This window comes from Chlamydiales bacterium (assembly GCA_041395025.1).
Classification (GTDB): domain Bacteria; phylum Chlamydiota; class Chlamydiia; order Chlamydiales; family JAAKFR01; genus JAJACP01.
Genome location: JAWLBH010000001.1, coordinates 470,252 through 485,401 on the forward strand (window position 1 = coordinate 470,252; position 15,150 = coordinate 485,401).

The 15,150-nt window shown below is 36.4% G+C and carries 12 protein-coding genes; 3 read left to right on the plus strand and 9 right to left on the minus strand.

Translation table 11 applies throughout. The features are described 5' to 3' along the window. Nucleotides 1-51 precede the first annotated feature (51 nt). Nucleotides 52-2,232, minus strand: coding sequence for an HDIG domain-containing protein (locus R3E91_02115; protein ID MEZ5314995.1), 2,181 nt, complete (start codon nt 2,230-2,232; stop codon nt 52-54). 281 nt (nt 2,233-2,513) lie between these two features. On the opposite strand from R3E91_02115, the gene dnaX reads away from it, so the two are divergent. Continuing rightward, nucleotides 2,514-3,848: a DNA polymerase III subunit gamma/tau gene (gene dnaX, locus R3E91_02120; protein ID MEZ5314996.1), complete on the plus strand. Its 1,335-nt coding sequence runs from the start codon at nt 2,514-2,516 to the stop codon at nt 3,846-3,848. A 3-nt stretch (nt 3,849-3,851) separates the two neighbouring features. Continuing rightward, on the plus strand, nt 3,852-4,148 hold the full coding sequence (locus R3E91_02125; protein MEZ5314997.1) for a YbaB/EbfC family nucleoid-associated protein: 297 nt from the start codon (nt 3,852-3,854) through the stop codon (nt 4,146-4,148). On the opposite strand, the gene ptsP is transcribed toward R3E91_02125, so the two are convergent. From ptsP to R3E91_02145, 4 genes are read right to left on the minus strand one after another with little or no spacing between them, the layout of a single operon-like run. Beyond that, the gene (gene ptsP, locus R3E91_02130) at nt 4,128-5,888 is read right to left on the minus strand and encodes a phosphoenolpyruvate--protein phosphotransferase (GenBank protein ID MEZ5314998.1); all 1,761 of its coding nucleotides are present in this window, start codon (nt 5,886-5,888) and stop codon (nt 4,128-4,130) included. The two genes, R3E91_02125 and ptsP, sit on opposite strands and share 21 nt — an antisense overlap. Next, the gene (locus R3E91_02135) at nt 5,881-6,171 is read right to left on the minus strand and encodes an HPr family phosphocarrier protein (protein ID MEZ5314999.1); all 291 of its coding nucleotides are present in this window, start codon (nt 6,169-6,171) and stop codon (nt 5,881-5,883) included. Before R3E91_02135 ends, ptsP begins: the two co-directional genes overlap by 8 nt. Further along, nucleotides 6,168-7,106 (minus strand): HPr(Ser) kinase/phosphatase, encoded by a 939-nt coding sequence (hprK, locus tag R3E91_02140; GenBank protein ID MEZ5315000.1) that lies wholly within the window; start codon nt 7,104-7,106, stop codon nt 6,168-6,170. The genes R3E91_02135 and hprK overlap by 4 nt, the downstream gene beginning before the upstream one ends. Next, nucleotides 7,106-7,915, minus strand: coding sequence for a hypothetical protein (locus tag R3E91_02145; GenBank protein ID MEZ5315001.1), 810 nt, complete (start codon nt 7,913-7,915; stop codon nt 7,106-7,108). Before R3E91_02145 ends, hprK begins: the two co-directional genes overlap by 1 nt. A gap of 32 nt (nt 7,916-7,947) precedes the next feature. Between R3E91_02145 and R3E91_02150 the strand changes: the two genes are divergently transcribed. Then, complete coding sequence (locus R3E91_02150; GenBank protein MEZ5315002.1) at nt 7,948-9,336, plus strand: ComEC/Rec2 family competence protein; 1,389 nt, start codon at nt 7,948-7,950, stop codon at nt 9,334-9,336. Between the two features lie 440 nt (nt 9,337-9,776). Here the strand turns inward: R3E91_02150 and R3E91_02155 are convergent, their stop codons facing one another. The 4 genes from R3E91_02155 to dnaJ form a co-directional block, all read right to left on the minus strand. Next, the gene (locus tag R3E91_02155; protein ID MEZ5315003.1) at nt 9,777-11,288 is read right to left on the minus strand and encodes a hypothetical protein; all 1,512 of its coding nucleotides are present in this window, start codon (nt 11,286-11,288) and stop codon (nt 9,777-9,779) included. A 155-nt stretch (nt 11,289-11,443) separates the two neighbouring features. Next, nucleotides 11,444-11,983, minus strand: coding sequence for an NUDIX hydrolase (locus R3E91_02160; protein MEZ5315004.1), 540 nt, complete (start codon nt 11,981-11,983; stop codon nt 11,444-11,446). Continuing rightward, nucleotides 11,983-13,989, minus strand: a complete 2,007-nt coding sequence (locus R3E91_02165) for a thiamine pyrophosphate-dependent enzyme (protein MEZ5315005.1) — start codon at nt 13,987-13,989, stop codon at nt 11,983-11,985. Before R3E91_02165 ends, R3E91_02160 begins: the two co-directional genes overlap by 1 nt. Next, complete coding sequence (dnaJ, locus tag R3E91_02170; protein ID MEZ5315006.1) at nt 13,990-15,141, minus strand: molecular chaperone DnaJ; 1,152 nt, start codon at nt 15,139-15,141, stop codon at nt 13,990-13,992. It lies immediately after the preceding gene. Between the last annotated feature and the right edge of the window lie 9 nt (nt 15,142-15,150).

The window sequence follows — 15,150 nt, forward strand, 5'->3', positions numbered from 1 at the left end:
TTCCCAATAGAATATTCATCTCTTGTACTGCTACACCAGTTAAATCTAATTTCACCCTTCTTCTCCCGGGTGATGAGTAGGATATTTTACCCTAGGATGATTCGCTGCCAATAGAGTTTTAATAAGAGTAGTTTTGACAATTCCAAGTTCTTCAAAAGTCAATAATGATTCGTTAAACTGGCCATCTTCCATTTTCTGCGCAATGAGCCTTTCAACAAGGTGGGTCACACTTTCTTCGTTAAATATATCTAGACAACGGGAGGCGGCTTCTAGCGTATCTGCAATCATAATAATTGTAGATTCTTTCGTCCGAGGAGTAGGCCCGCTATAACGAAAACTACTCTCTTCCACTTGACTTTTATCTCTTTCGATTAAATCGATCTGCTTATGATAAAAATAATAGACGAGTGTCGTCCCATGATGTTCCTTAATAATATCAATAAACTGTTCAGGCAGACCTACTTTACGCGCAAGAGCAACGCCTTCCTTGACATGAGCAATAATGACTTGAGTCGATTCCAGAGGAGTCAACAACTGATGCATATCCATTCCACCGAGTTGATTTTCAGTAAAATATTGTGGATTAGCTAACTTACCAATATCATGATATTGAGTAGAAACACGGCAGAACAATCCATTCGCTCCAATCGCTAAAGCAGCAGATTCAGCAAGATGTCCCACAAACATTGAATGTTGATAAGTTCCAGGTGCCTCAATAGTGAGACGACGCAACAGCTCATTGCTAGGATCCATAAATTCCATGAGTGTGATATCAGTCATAATCTGAAATGTCGATTCAAGAACGGGTAAGAAGCCTACAACTAACACTGCTGTCATAGCCATAAAAAAGAAAGTACTTGAGAAATCTCCAATAAAATTCAGAGTAAGAAGTGTCCCATCATAGAGATTAAAAGCTAAAACAACGAGAAGACTAATAAACCAACCTTTAGCACAAACAATGAATACTTCCTTCCGGCGATGAATATGACGAGCCATCAAAATGATCACTATTGAGGTCAAAAGATTAATCACTAAAAAAGGGACCTCTTCTACTGCTAAGGCAATAGCATAAATCACTGAAAGAAAAACAATAGTAAATGCACTAATTCTCATATTCATCAAACTAGCTAGTAAGATCGCAGTAAATGGTACGAAAAGAGGAAAGCGCACTAAATCTATTATAATCACCTGAATAAGAAATAATTCTATGCCTTTTGCTAAGGAAAAAGAAAGAATGAGGATGGTCACAAATAGGGATAATTTACGATTTGATTTAAAAATATCTCGATGATTTTCACTTAAATAGATAGCAGCTACTCCAATCAAAAGAAGCGTCATCAGAAGTGTACCAGCAATGGTTAACGGATCTATTGGATTGCGTTTTTGATCCAACTTTTCTTTCATTGCCTGAAGCATAGAAATGTGACGTGCTGAAACTTTTTCTCCTTGATCAATCAGTCGATCACCTGAACGGACTTGCGTATACTTCTCTGGAATTCTATTTTGAACAAGCTTGCGTAATGTATATTCCATCCCCTGATCAATGATGAATTCCCATTCGATGGATTCAAAATAATGAAGAATAAATAGAGAGACTGCTGAAGGGATATCAACTTCCATAAAGATCTGTTTTTCAAAGCTAGACCAGAATAAAGAGGGAAGAGAGCGGTTCAAATCTGTAGGGACATAGGGGTATAGATTAGTAATAAGAGTAGGACGTTCATCTGGAGGAAAACTTTCAATCTGTTGAATAGTTTTTAAATCAGTAAAACGTTTTTGTCTCAAACCATCCACAATCAAGCTAAGAGCTAATGCTACATCCTCAAACTGATTCTCTTGATTTAAAGCTTTCCATTGCCGAATCCCTAATTCATCACGGGTAATGTATTTCTGGAAATCTGCAACTCTTTCATGGATTTGATCTTCTTTAATCCTATAGATCATTCCAATTTCATGAGCGACTTCTTGTTTAAGAATAATGGTCGCTTCTTCATCGGGGAAAGAAAAATCAATTTGTGCAACCACATAGCGATTTGCTTCAGTGCCAAGTTCAAGTTTTTCAATATATATTTCACGGAAATGGAGTAAAAAAAAGAGACAAAGGGCAAAAAATACTCCGATTAACAATCGAATCACTAAACTTTTATCAAAAAAACTCTGTGCTCTTGAAAATCGAAGCTCTCTTAAATCTTCTTCTTTTCTACTCTCTTGACTATCAGAATTGTCATCCATTCATTAAAATTAATTTTCCCTTTTTTCTTTTTAGGATAGAAAAATCAATCTATTTAGTCGACTCAGAAAGAAGAAGGTGTCAACTATTTCACAATCTAACGACTCCTTCTTTAATCTAATTGAACCTTAAAAAAATATTTAGTCTCTGTATTAACCATTATATCTCTCTAAAGACAAGTAGCTAGAAAATGACTAGTCATATTTTTACACATTTTAAAAAAAGTTATTTTTCTTCTGTGTATTGCAAATTGTATTTGTTTTGATCTATAATTTTTCACGAAATGTCTAAATTAGAATACCAGGTTCTGGCACGGAAATACCGACCCCAATCTTTTTCTCAAGTCGTTGGTCAAGAAGCTATTGTTATCACTTTAATTAATGCAATTCGAATGCAACGTATTGCTCATGCCTATCTTTTTTCTGGCTCTCGAGGAACAGGAAAAACCACTTTAGCACGTCTATTTGCTAAGGCTCTAAACTGCTCTAAACTATCTACAGATGGTGAGCCATGCAATACCTGTTTTTCTTGCAAAGAGATTGCTAAAGGGCAAGCAATAGATGTTTTAGAGATTGATGGAGCCTCTCATCGAGGAATTGAAGATATCCGACAAATCAATGAAACGATTGGATTCGTACCAATAAACTTAAAATATAAGATTTATTTAGTTGATGAAGTCCATATGCTAACAAAAGAGGCATTTAATGCTCTGCTAAAAACATTGGAAGAGCCCCCTGCTCATGTTAAATTTTTCTTTGCTACAACTGAACCACATAAAATTCCCATGACTGTCCTCAGTCGTTGTCAACGCTTTAACCTTAGACGTATTCCAATTAGAAAGATTCAGCAAAAACTTGAAGAAATTGCAAGAGACTTAATCCTCACTGTTGAAGAAGAAGCTTTAGCAATCATTGCAGAGCTCAGTGAAGGTAGCATGCGAGATGCTGAGTCTCTTTTTGACCAAGTCATTGCCTATCAGAATAGTTCTATTACAGAAAGTATTGTGATGAACATTCTCGGGATTCCTTCTCGTCAGACATTTTTTTCTCTTGATGAAGCAGGCTATTCAGGAGATCTAACAGCAGCATTCCGCATTACGGAAGCCATCTTTGATTCGGGCAAAAATGTGAATTTTTTCTTAGAAGAATTGATTGGTCATTTTCGCACCCTCTTTTTGTTAAAAAATAAAGTTCCATTTCAAGGGAACAATCAAAAAAAATATCAAATATCTGTCAAATTCTATCGAAATGATCAACTGCTAGAAATTCTAGAATTACTAACTGATGCAATGCAAACATTAAAATTTTCTATTTGTGAAAAAACAACAATTGAAATGCTATTACTTCGTATTTTGCGTACTCACAAAAAAATTTCAATTGATCAACTCATTGAACGCTTAATTACTCTAGAATCAAAAATAACTGATCATCAAAAAAATACAGATACTCTTCCTAAACCTTTGCAATCAACAAATCAGAACACACCATCTATTCAACAGAGTTCTATAAAAACCCAACAAGCCTCCTCTGAGCTAGAGTCTGTTAAGAAGCAGAGCCGTTACGATACATTAATGCGATTTGCAGCTAAGGAATTAAATGGAGCTTTTAAAAAGGAGTAAAAAATGGGTAGTGGATATGCCAAAAAAAAGAAAGAAGCTAAAATATTGCATAAAAAATTTGAGGAAATGCAAGAAAAACTCAAAGATGAGAAAGTTGAAGGTAGTGCTGGAAATGGCCTTGTCTCTATCACATTGAATGGTGAACACGAAATGATAAATATCAAGATTAAACCAAAATGCGTTGATCCTGAAGATACTGAAGGTTTAGAAGATTTGATTCGTTCTGCCTATAACGAAGCGAATATGAAATTAAAAAAGAGTTCTGCGGCAGAGGTTGGATTACACGGGTTTAATTTTTGATTGGAATTTGGTATAAGCCTCTTCTAAAAACTCTTCTACCTCCATCGATGTAGAGAGTAAAAGTGCTTTTTCAGTAATTGCGCGTGCATCAATTATTGAGAGATGACGAATAATATTTTTGATCATAGGAATTGAACGAGAAGAGACTGAAAAATCGTGCACACCAAGGCCGAGTAACAAAGGGATATAACGTGGATCAGCTGCCATTTCACCACAGATAGAAATAGGTTTTTTCTCGCGATTCCCTTCTTCAACGACAAGTTTAATCAAACGCAAAATACTAGGATGTGTTGGAGTATAAAGGTAGCTCATCATAGGATTATCACGATCAACAGCCAAAGAATACTGAATAAGATCATTTGTCCCAATCGATAGGAAATCGCATTCTTTAGCTAAAAGATCACAGGTAATTGCTGCAGAAGGGACTTCTATCATGCATCCAATCGGAATATTATGTGCAAATGGGATTTTCTCCCTGAGCAATTCTTCTTGTGCTTCTCTAACAATTTCTTTTGCTTCACGTAACTCCACCACACCTGAAATCATAGGAAATAAAATACTCACCTCACCAAAAGCACTTGCTCTTAAGATTGCTCTAATTTGAGTTTTAAAGACATTCCGTTCCTTTAACATCAATCGAATTGCACGACAGCCTAAATAAGGATTGTTCTCATAACGACTCATATGAAAGTTTCCCAATTTATCCCCACCAATATCAAATGTACGAATGACTGAACGATACCCCCCTACTTTTTCAACAATTCTTCGATAAATTAGAAATTGTTCTTCTTCAGAAGGAAAGACTTCACCAGCCAAAAAGAGATACTCCGAACGAAATAGTCCCACTCCCTCTCCCCCATACTCATCAAGGCGATCTACTTCATTAAACATTTCAATATTCGCTGACAAATATATCTTGTATCCATCTGTAGTCTGAGCTTGAAGTTGAATAGAGTCTTTAAGATCATTAATATGAATTTTTAACTTCTTTTTCTCTTGTTGATAGAAAGCCACTGTCTCTTTCTTGGGATTAATTACGACTTCTCCTGAGCCTCCATTCACAATGACTTGAGGAGGAACTGAAATAGAAAAATCAGGGAAATCCACATTAGAAACAAAAGGAATCCCTCTTGCACGCGCCATAATCGCAACATGCGCAGTTTCTGCTCCACTTCGAGTGACAAAGGCTTCTATTACTTCTGTATTTGCTTCAGCTGTATTTGAAGGAGAGAGCTCATGGGCAAATACAATCGATTTGTAATTTAATCTAGAAAGTTTATAACGTTCATGATTCCGTAAATGACCAATAATTCGACGAGAAATATCTTGAAAATCTTTTAGTCGTTCACGAAAAACGACATTGGAAATTTTGCGAAATTGCTCTTCATATTCACCAATTGCTGTTTTAAATATATATTCAATATTCTTTCCTTTTTGACGAATTGCCTCTTCAATGCCAACTGTCATAAAAGGATCTCTTGTAATTTCAAGGTGAGAACCTAAAATTGCAGCGGCTTCACTACCTCCTTCCTTAAGTAAACGTTTTTGGAGAAAAATGAGATCATTACGAGAACTTTTTAATGCACTGTAATAACGATCCACTTCATTATCAATTTGGTCATCTGGAATAGAAAACTCAGGAATATTTTCTTCAACAGTCGCAAAGTAGAAGGGCCTTCCGATGGCAATCCCAGCACAGATTGGATAACCTCGAAGGTATATCTCTTTTTTATTATCCATTAATTACCCTCTCTCCAAACTGATTTTCAAAACTCTCGATCAGACGATCCATTGTTTTCTGAGCATCAATCCCTTTGACAGTAATTGTAATCATGGAGTTTTTTTGTGCTGCAAGCATTAAAACATTTAAAATACTTCGTGCATCAATCGTTCTTTTTTTATGAGTAAACGTCACTTCGCTTTTAGAATCTTGTAACAACTTTACAATCAGTGCGGCTGGACGAGTATGTAATCCAAGTTGATTAGTAATACGTATCTTTTTTTTTACTGTTTCTTCACTCATACGCTGACTTTCTCTTTCTGAAATATCATTGAAATTAATTTTGCATTGTATTCCTTTCCAGAATGATATCCCATCTTTTTTAAGCGGTGATTTAGAATAATTGCTTCAATCAGAAGGGGAATATTACGTCTAGGAGTCACAGGAAGAAGGTGATAAACAACTTTCATACCTAAAATAGTCACAGTGTTTTCTTCAATTCCAACACGATCATACATATGCTCCTGATTCCATATTTCTAGTTTTATGATTAGATCAAGTTCTTTTTTTTCTTTTATACTTATAGCACCGTAAAGTTGAGCAATATTAATAATCCCAATCCCTCTAATCTCCATATGATGACGAGAAGGCTCTAATCCATAACCTTCTAGTTTTTCCTCACGCAACCGAATTTTAACTAGATCATCTGCAATAAGACAATGTCCTCTTTCAATCAAATCAAGAGCAGCATCACTCTTGCCTATAGAAGGATCTCCTTGAATAAGTACTCCAAATCCAAAAATCTCCATAAAAGAGCCATGACAAGAAATCGAAGGCATGAATCGGTCTGTCAAAAGAAAGGTCAGCTTAGTTATGAGCTCTACTGTTGACAGGGGGGTTTGAAAAAGAGGAATCTGCTGTGCATCGCACAGTCTATACAAGTCTTTCATTGGAGGATAATCGGAAGAAATAATAAGAGCAGGTGTTTTATCTATTAGAAGATTCTTTAATCGAGATATCCGAACAAAACTCCCTAAATGATTTAGATAATCAAACTCTACTTTTCCAAAAACAAGGATTCTTTTTTTTATATCTTCTTCTAAATATCCAACTAAACTTAATCCTGGATTTTGAACTTCAGGCAAATAGATCTTTCTATTCAATCCCTTCCGTCCATGAATGAGTTTGAGTTTCAAAGTCTCACCACATTCCTGATATAAATCTTTGACTAAATACATCAGATATGCTTGATATCCTCTAAATAGAAAATCAGCCAATTTAAAAAAGTTGGAAAAGCAAAATTGTTTTCTAAATGATCAGGATCAAGAAAATTACTGATTCTTCGATCATGTAGCGAAAAATAGATATTCCCCATTTCTTCTTCTGGACACCAATCGAGATAAAAACACTGATAGCAATGAAGCTCAAAAGATTCATAAAAAGAAATCAAGTGAGACGTGTCAATTTCTTCTCCATCAGGACGAATAAGAATTTCTTCCGATAACAAATACTGAAACTGTTGATAAACACGTGCCATATCTTGAGATTTGATTAACCCTCTATCAGTATATTTACAAAAACCATCATGAATATGTAAAAAGGCTAAGTAATCAGAAGGGAAAGTCACATAGGGAAACTGACGACAAAGACGATCAAAAGCTAAATCAGTGATAGGAGGGTTCCCGTGAAAAAACCCTGCAGCTTCTTTTAATGCATACACCATGTGGATATCAAAAGGATGGCCCGGTTTGAGTTGTGTTGCAAAAATTTCAATATCTTCTAAACTTTCAAAAAATGTCCTTAGCCTTGCCTCTAAATGATTTGATCTCTGAGAAATACAGGGCAGCTTTGATAGCCAAAATTCATAAGTAAACTCAATTCTATCTTCTTGGGATAGACGGCTTAATTCAAACCATCCTCGTGGAAGAAATGGGGTTTTAAAACAAAGTTCATCCCATTTCAAATCAACTACACGATGCAAAGGAATTACATGATGAAAATACATCTCATCTTCTGGAAAGAAATACTTATAAAACTGTTCATCCATAGAAGAAAAGCATATACAATTTTATAGAAATTATGAAACAAGTTTGGATTCGATACCCCGCGCTCTTTTATGGGCTCACACTGTTTCTTGGGACCTTGTTTGCCCTTGCTTCTCCTCTAGCCATTCTTCCCCTCTTTCTTTTAATGAATAAAGAGAATGTTTTCAAAGGGGCTCTTATTTTTCTTATTCCAATGGTTTATCTTTATCATGTGTATATCTTTCCCCCTTCCGATACGGTTGTCTCTGGGAAATTTTATATACAGTCAATTCAAGAAAGCAGAAGTATCACAAAAGGATGGAACTACCGGGGTCTGCTTAAAACTCCTACAGGATCTCTTGCTTGTTTAATACATAGTAAAACTCGCTATCTTGCTAATCAGATTTACCAGATCCATGGAAAAGCTTATTCCGAAAGTGGGTATTTTTATTTGATCAAGGAAGCTGAATGGATGGCACTTTATAAGACCTGCTCACTTGTTGAGATGCGTTATCAAGCAAAAAAATGGGTCAGAAGCTATATCAAGAGACATATCAAAAATAGACGCTCTGCTCAATTTTTAACTGGGATGATCACAGGTTCCCTTGAAGATCCCATGCTAATCCAGGAATTTAGTCATCTTGGCCTATCTCATATCATGGCAATTTCAGGATTTCACTTCGCTTTACTCACTCTCTTTATCCATTTATTGCTCCACCTATTTTTGCCTCCAAAAGGAGAAGCTTGTCTCTTAATTTTCATCTTAACGATCTATCTGCTCTTCATTGGAGAAAGTCCTTCTATCCAAAGAGCCTGGATCGTGACTCTGCTCTTTCTTATAGGGCAAATTTTTGAACGATCCTCACAACCCCTGAATTCTCTAGGAGTCGCTCTTTTTATTGTGATCTTTCTTAATCCCCTTTCAGCTATCACTCTAAGCTTTCAACTCAGCTTCCTAGCCACAGCAGGCATTTTAGTTCTCTATCAACCTCTTAATCAACTTCTACAACTTTGGATTCCGAAAATTTCTTTAAAAGAAGCCCTAGCCCATAGACTGATTTGGCAACATTTTTATTTTTTAGCAGCACTGATTCGAGAAGCTCTTACTCTCACACTTTCTGTACATCTTGCCCTTCTTCCTCTATTGCTTTATCACTTCCATACTTTTTCTCTCAACAGCCTCATCTATAATCTCTTTTTTCCTTTTTGTGCGAGCCTTGCTCTTTTTCTTTTTATCATCAGTATTCTTACAGGTGGTCTTCTCCATCCCCTTAACAACTGGTATTGTGGATGGTTACTAAAACTTACAGAATCTCCTCCTATTCTTTTTAAAACTTTTTTCTTAGAAAAAATCTCTCCTGAATTATGCACAATTTACATGAGTGTACTATTCAGTCTTGCCATCTATTGGACCTATCGTCCACAAAAAAAAACAGAGATGTAGGACTATCTTGCTTATTCTAAGATCAGAATGGATTTGAGAGTTTTTTGGATAGATCACTAAGATATTTTGCCTCTCAATATCTCTTTATAGAAGCTTCTATATCCATCGTCAATCTCTTCCTTATTCATGAGGAATAAGCTCGATGTGTGATTTTTCAAAATTAGAGATTTTATAGGACTAGAACTCAGTCTGATTCAATGAGGTACAATTTTCCTCTCTTTTTCTAAATCTGAGTATCTTATGATCCAATCCTTAAATCACAAAAATTGGTCTAAAGCATTTTTAGAGATACTTAAATACAATGAAATCTCTATTTGTAGAGTTTCTGATTTCGAATGAAATCAATACATTTAAATTTCGCAAAAATATAGCTAGAGTCTTCGAATAAATCTAAGGTAGCTCATCCTATCATAATTGCTAAAGCAATCACATATTGTTTCTTAGGGTTCATCCTCATCTTCTTCACTATCTACTTCTTTGATCATTTTAAAAAAATCATTTACCTCTTCTAACTCTTTATTCTCCTCTTCTCGGACATCAGGAGAAGATTGAACTTCTTGTTCTACAAGAGACCTATAATTTTCTATTCGAGAGTCTTTTAAGTAATTGACTTCTAATTCTTCTCCTAATCCTTCACTGTTACCGTCTAACAATAAATGATTAGATAAAAATGAACTAGACAAGTATTTGTCTTCTAGCAATTTTCCCTTCTCTTCTGCTTCCTCTATTTTTTGCTCAACCGTTCTATGATCCTCCGGGTCTAGATTACTATCATTCAAGTCTAGATAACTTCTTGAAAGTGAGATAGATGAGATGTTAATTATTGTTGATTCTCCGCCTGTTTCTTCTTGTTGTTTTTGATCGATCTGCTTAGATGACTCATGAGATCTTAATTCATTAAATGCCTCTTTTAACATAACTTTAAGTAAATGCTTGCGTTTGTCGTTAGATACATTTTTTTGTTTGGATAAATCTTTATTTAAAATATTTTTCCATGAAAAATTTTTAACCTGATCTTTAATTTTATTAATAAAACCATTTCGCTCTTCAGGTGTAGCACACAACTTCCCAAAAACTTGATCTGATGTTTTAATCACTATTAGATAGTCATTATTTTTACTTCCAGTAATATAACTCTTCTGTGGAAGGTTTATAAAATTTTTCTTATCAAGTGACTTAAATTTGCCTTGATTAAACATTTGATTAAAAAAATAATCATCCTCAACAGTACCTAGCTCTTGTTGTTGTCGATAGATTGAGTTCTGTAATTCTTTGTTTATTTTTATTGTCTCTTCAGTTGGATTTAGCTGGGGATTTGGTAAACATTCGCTTTCTAGCATTAATGGTGCCTCTACAAAAAGTAAACGATTCAACAATTCCTCGTTATCTTTATTCGCAATCTCTTTTTTTTGCTGTTGAGAGGGAGAACAATCCTCTTCTTCCGGTGGAAGAAGATCCTGATTATCTTGATCCTCATTATGACTCAGCTCGTTGTTGTTAAGATAGGCATTAATTTGTGGTGTATGAGATTGAGATAATGCTATTGGATCACAAACTTGTTTTGGAGATAGATCTGGTTTCAAACTTGCTGGTGGAAGGTCTTGGGTCGAATTGCGTACAACTGAGAGGGATTCTATGTTCTGTTCTTTTACTTCTTTCGCATATTTTAACTGAAGTGCTTTAAGAGCAGCCAAGATCACTAATCCTCCCCCTATACCCATAAAAGCTATCGTATATTCTTCCTTAAAGCTTCCCATGTTCTTCAATCCAAACCAACCTCGATGCATTCCAAACATGACTAAACCGATCGTAAAGACAATGACCCCTAATGCTAATGCTGTAATTAGTAGATTCCGATTCGATTTCGAAATTCGATTCCTCTTGATACTATTTATAAGTGGTATTTCTTGTTGAGATAACTCTAATTTCTGATTTGATGTTTGTGATGTCATGGACTACTTAAATTGTTTCAAAAAATATATATTTAAAAAATGGAATTAAATTAAAAAAAATTAAAAAACTTTAAAGTCATAAGTTAACATTTTAATAAATTTCAATTTTTTTTAAACTAAAAAAATTATAACATACTAATATGTTGATAGATGGATTAATGGGGATATGGTTCTTTGATAAAAGAGACGAAATAGAGAAGCGTTGCAATCGTCTTACTATCCCGAATAGTTCCAGCTTTGATCATTTCCAAGGCCTTCATTAACTTAATCACTACGACCTTGATCTCTTCCATCGCATCAAGTTTCTGGATGCGTTGAGTTAGATCTGTTGCTCGGTAAATATAAAGTTTTTCATTACAAAAACCAGGAGTTGAGTAGCAATTAAACAGGTGTGTGATCTCTCCAGCTCGATATCCTGTTTCTTCTTCAAGTTCACGAGCTGCACACATTAGAGGATCTTCTTGCTTTTCAAGCGTTCCAGCAGGAAGCTCCCATAAAACTTCTTGAACAGCCTCACGCCTATTTTGAATGAGAATAATCCTCTCTTTATCAAGCAAAGGTAAAATCACTACTGCTCCAGGATGAGAGATAATTTCTTGACAGATAGTTTTACCTTGCGGATCTTCTACTTCAATGGAAAGAAAATCGACTCTTTTACCATGAAAAAGTTCTTTAGGATTTTTATATTGGTACATCAATACCGAGCTAGCTTACGAATGGCATTTTCAAGGTCAATAGATTGAGGAAGAACTTCATTTTCAAGAGATTTACTATAAGGCACAACACTATCAAATCCACATACACGATGAATAGGACCATCTAAATACTCAAGAGCCTGCTCAGCCACCTGAGCAGAGATTTCAGCTCCAAAACCACAATTACGAGGAGCCTCATGAGCAATTAAAAGTTTGCCTGTTTTTTTGACAGAGGCAAGGATGGTCTGATGATCAAGGGGAACTAGGGTACGTAGGTCAATGACTTCAATAGAAATCCCCTCTTTAGCCAGTTTTTCTCCAATCTCCCAAGCCATTACTACCATCATCCCCCAACAAACTACCGTGATATCTAATCCAATTTGAACAATATTGGCTTGACCAAATGGAAGAAGATAATCTTTTGGAGGCTCTAGACGTGCACAAAATTTTTGTTGACGATAGAGTCCTTTATGCTCGAGAAAAATCACTGGATTCGGATCTCGAATTGCTGTTTTAAGTAAGCCTTTTGCATCAGCTGCGTTACTTGGAATGACCACTTTAAGACCTGGACAATGAGTTAAAAATCCCTCAATACTTTGAGAATGATAAGGACCTCCTTGAATATATCCGCCGTAAGGCATACGCACCACAATAGGGACCTGCCACTCTCCATTTGAACGGTAATACAAACTAGAAGCTTCATTAAAAAGTTGATTAATTCCTGTCCAGAGGTAATCTGCAAACTGTATCTCAGCAACGGGTTTGTGCAAACCATCGACCCCCATCCCAATCGCCATCCCAATAATCGTCGATTCAGCAAGAGGAGTATTAAAACAACGAGAATCCCCGTACTGATCAGTCAAACCTCGAGTCACACCAAACACTCCACCTTTCCCATGAGCAACATCTTGACCAAAAACAACCACATTTTGGTCATAAGCCATTTCTTCACTTAAGGCATGATTTAATCCATCCATCATCACAATTTTTTCTCCTTCTCCTTCTCCTCTACAAGGAGGAGGAGCAAAAGGAACAAAAATATGAGACCGACTACTGCCTTTTTTAGGAAAAGCTATGGAATGAGCTCTAAGAGCCGCTTGCTCAACTTCTTCTAGTGCTTCTTTTTGCAACTGGCTGATATCAGATGCATAAGCCTTGTTTTGTTGCATTAACCAATCTTCAAGTCGATGCATTGGATCACGTTGATTCTCGTTCTCGATCATCTCTTTGGTTTGATATTTCTGTGGGTCATCACTATTGCTATGAGGAGCAAGACGAGGCACATGAGCAACAAGAAGAGTAGGTCCTTGACCAGCTCTCCCTCTTCTGATAGCTCCTGCCATTGCCTCAGTCGTTTCTTCATAATCTGTCCCGTCAATCTCATAGACTTCAAGTCCTTTATAACCACGGGCCATCGAGGCAATTGTCCCACCTGCAGTCTGTTCTTTAGATGGCACAGAAATTGCCCACCCATTATCTTGAATGACAAAAATTACTGAAAGCAAATGGATAGAGGCAAAATTGAGGGCTTCATGAAAATCTCCCTCCGAAGTGGCACCATCCCCTGCTGAAACATAGACGATATCTTGATTTTTTAGACGTTTATTCGCCCAACCACGACCCACTCCATGTAAAAACTGAGAGCCAACTACACTGGACTGACAAATAATTCTTAATGCTTTATGAGAATAATGGTTGGGCATCATACGCCCTCCAGAATGGTTTTTAGTCTCACGTCCTAAAAATGCACCAAAGAGTTCTGTAAGATCACATCCTAATCCAATGACAAAGCCTTGATCTCGGTAATAGGGAAGAGACCAATCGCGTCCTGATTCAAGCATTTGTCCACAAATCACGCCAACGAGTTCATGGCCTGCTGAAGAAAGTTGAAAAGTTCCACCCTTGTTTTGCTTCGCAAGAATGGCCATTTTTTTATCAGCAAAACGAGAAATATAGATAAGCTTTAAAACATTCAATCTCTTTTTAACTGTTTTGAATGCATCCACCTATTTATCCGAAAAGAATGATTTAACTTTCTCCATAAAACTCTTTCTTTGTGGAACATTATGCATTTCTTCTTTTTCGCTGAATTCACGGAGAATTTTCTTTTGCGCAGCAGTTAGATGAGTAGGAGTTTCAACAATGGCACGTATCAAAAAATCTCCTTGTCCTCGACCATGAACATTTGGGAAACCCTTACCACGCAATCGAAATACTTTCCCACTCTGTGTCCCCTCAGGAATGGTTAATCTACAAGCCTCCTGTAAAGTAGGAACTTCTTTTTTTGTGCCAAGAGCTGCTTCTACAAAACCGATTGGTAAATCTAAAAGAAGATTATCCCCTTCACGTTCAAATATAGGATGAGGATCAAGATCAATAAATACATAAAGATGACCAGGAGGACCTTTCCCTTCTCCTTCATCACCATAACCAGCCATTTTTAAACGCATCCCTGAATCGACACCAGCAGGAATACGTACCTTAACGTGTTGTTTCTCTCTAACTCTTCCTTCTCCATGGCAATTTTTACAAGGATCAGTAATAATTTTACCTTGTCCATGGCAATTCGTACAAGTAGATGACATACTAAAAAATCCACGCGTCTGAAAAACTTGTCCCTGACCATTGCATTGTGAACAAGTTTTCATACCATTAGATGAAGTAGTACCTGTGCCTTTACATGGGTTGCATCCCATCAGACGAGTAATCGCTAATTCTTTTTCAACACCTTTAGCAGCCTCTTCAAAAGAAATATGAAGAGCCACTTTCTTACTCGCTCCCTGTCTACCTTGACTACCTTGTGGTTCTCCTCCAGTAAATCCTCCACCAAAGAGCGTTTCAAAAATAGATTCGCCTCCTCCACCAAAAGCCCCCATAAAGGTACGCAAAGCATCTTCCATGGATCCAAAACCATGCATATTTCCTTGACCACTCGCACCAGCAAAGACTCCTTCTTTCCCATAACGATCATACATTTCTCGCTTTTTAGGATCGCTTAATACTTCATAAGCTTCAGAGACTTCTTTAAATCGAGCTTCTGCGTCAGAGTTTCCCGGGTTCTTATCCGGGTGATATTTCAAGGCCATCTTGCGGTAAGCTTTCTTAATCTCATCCTGAGAAGATCCTTTGGAGATCCCTAAAATCTCATAATAATCCATAACTTTTTG

Bases quoted from the DNA above. Each gene is read 5' to 3' on its own strand.
- ptsP (MEZ5314998.1), bottom strand. From the start codon at position 5,888: ATGGATAATAAAAAAGAGATATACCTTCGAGGTTATCCAATCTGTGCT.
- R3E91_02115 (MEZ5314995.1), bottom strand. From the start codon at position 2,232: ATGGATGACAATTCTGATAGTCAAGAGAGTAGAAAAGAAGAAGATTTA.
- R3E91_02145 (MEZ5315001.1), bottom strand. From the start codon at position 7,915: ATGGATGAACAGTTTTATAAGTATTTCTTTCCAGAAGATGAGATGTAT.
- hprK (MEZ5315000.1), bottom strand. From the start codon at position 7,106: ATGTATTTAGTCAAAGATTTATATCAGGAATGTGGTGAGACTTTGAAA.
- R3E91_02155 (MEZ5315003.1), bottom strand. From the start codon at position 11,288: ATGACATCACAAACATCAAATCAGAAATTAGAGTTATCTCAACAAGAA.
- R3E91_02135 (MEZ5314999.1), bottom strand. From the start codon at position 6,171: ATGAGTGAAGAAACAGTAAAAAAAAAGATACGTATTACTAATCAACTT.
- dnaX (MEZ5314996.1), top strand. From the start codon at position 2,514: ATGTCTAAATTAGAATACCAGGTTCTGGCACGGAAATACCGACCCCAA.
- R3E91_02160 (MEZ5315004.1), bottom strand. From the start codon at position 11,983: ATGTACCAATATAAAAATCCTAAAGAACTTTTTCATGGTAAAAGAGTC.
- R3E91_02125 (MEZ5314997.1), top strand. From the start codon at position 3,852: ATGGGTAGTGGATATGCCAAAAAAAAGAAAGAAGCTAAAATATTGCAT.
- dnaJ (MEZ5315006.1), bottom strand. From the start codon at position 15,141: ATGGATTATTATGAGATTTTAGGGATCTCCAAAGGATCTTCTCAGGAT.
- R3E91_02150 (MEZ5315002.1), top strand. From the start codon at position 7,948: ATGAAACAAGTTTGGATTCGATACCCCGCGCTCTTTTATGGGCTCACA.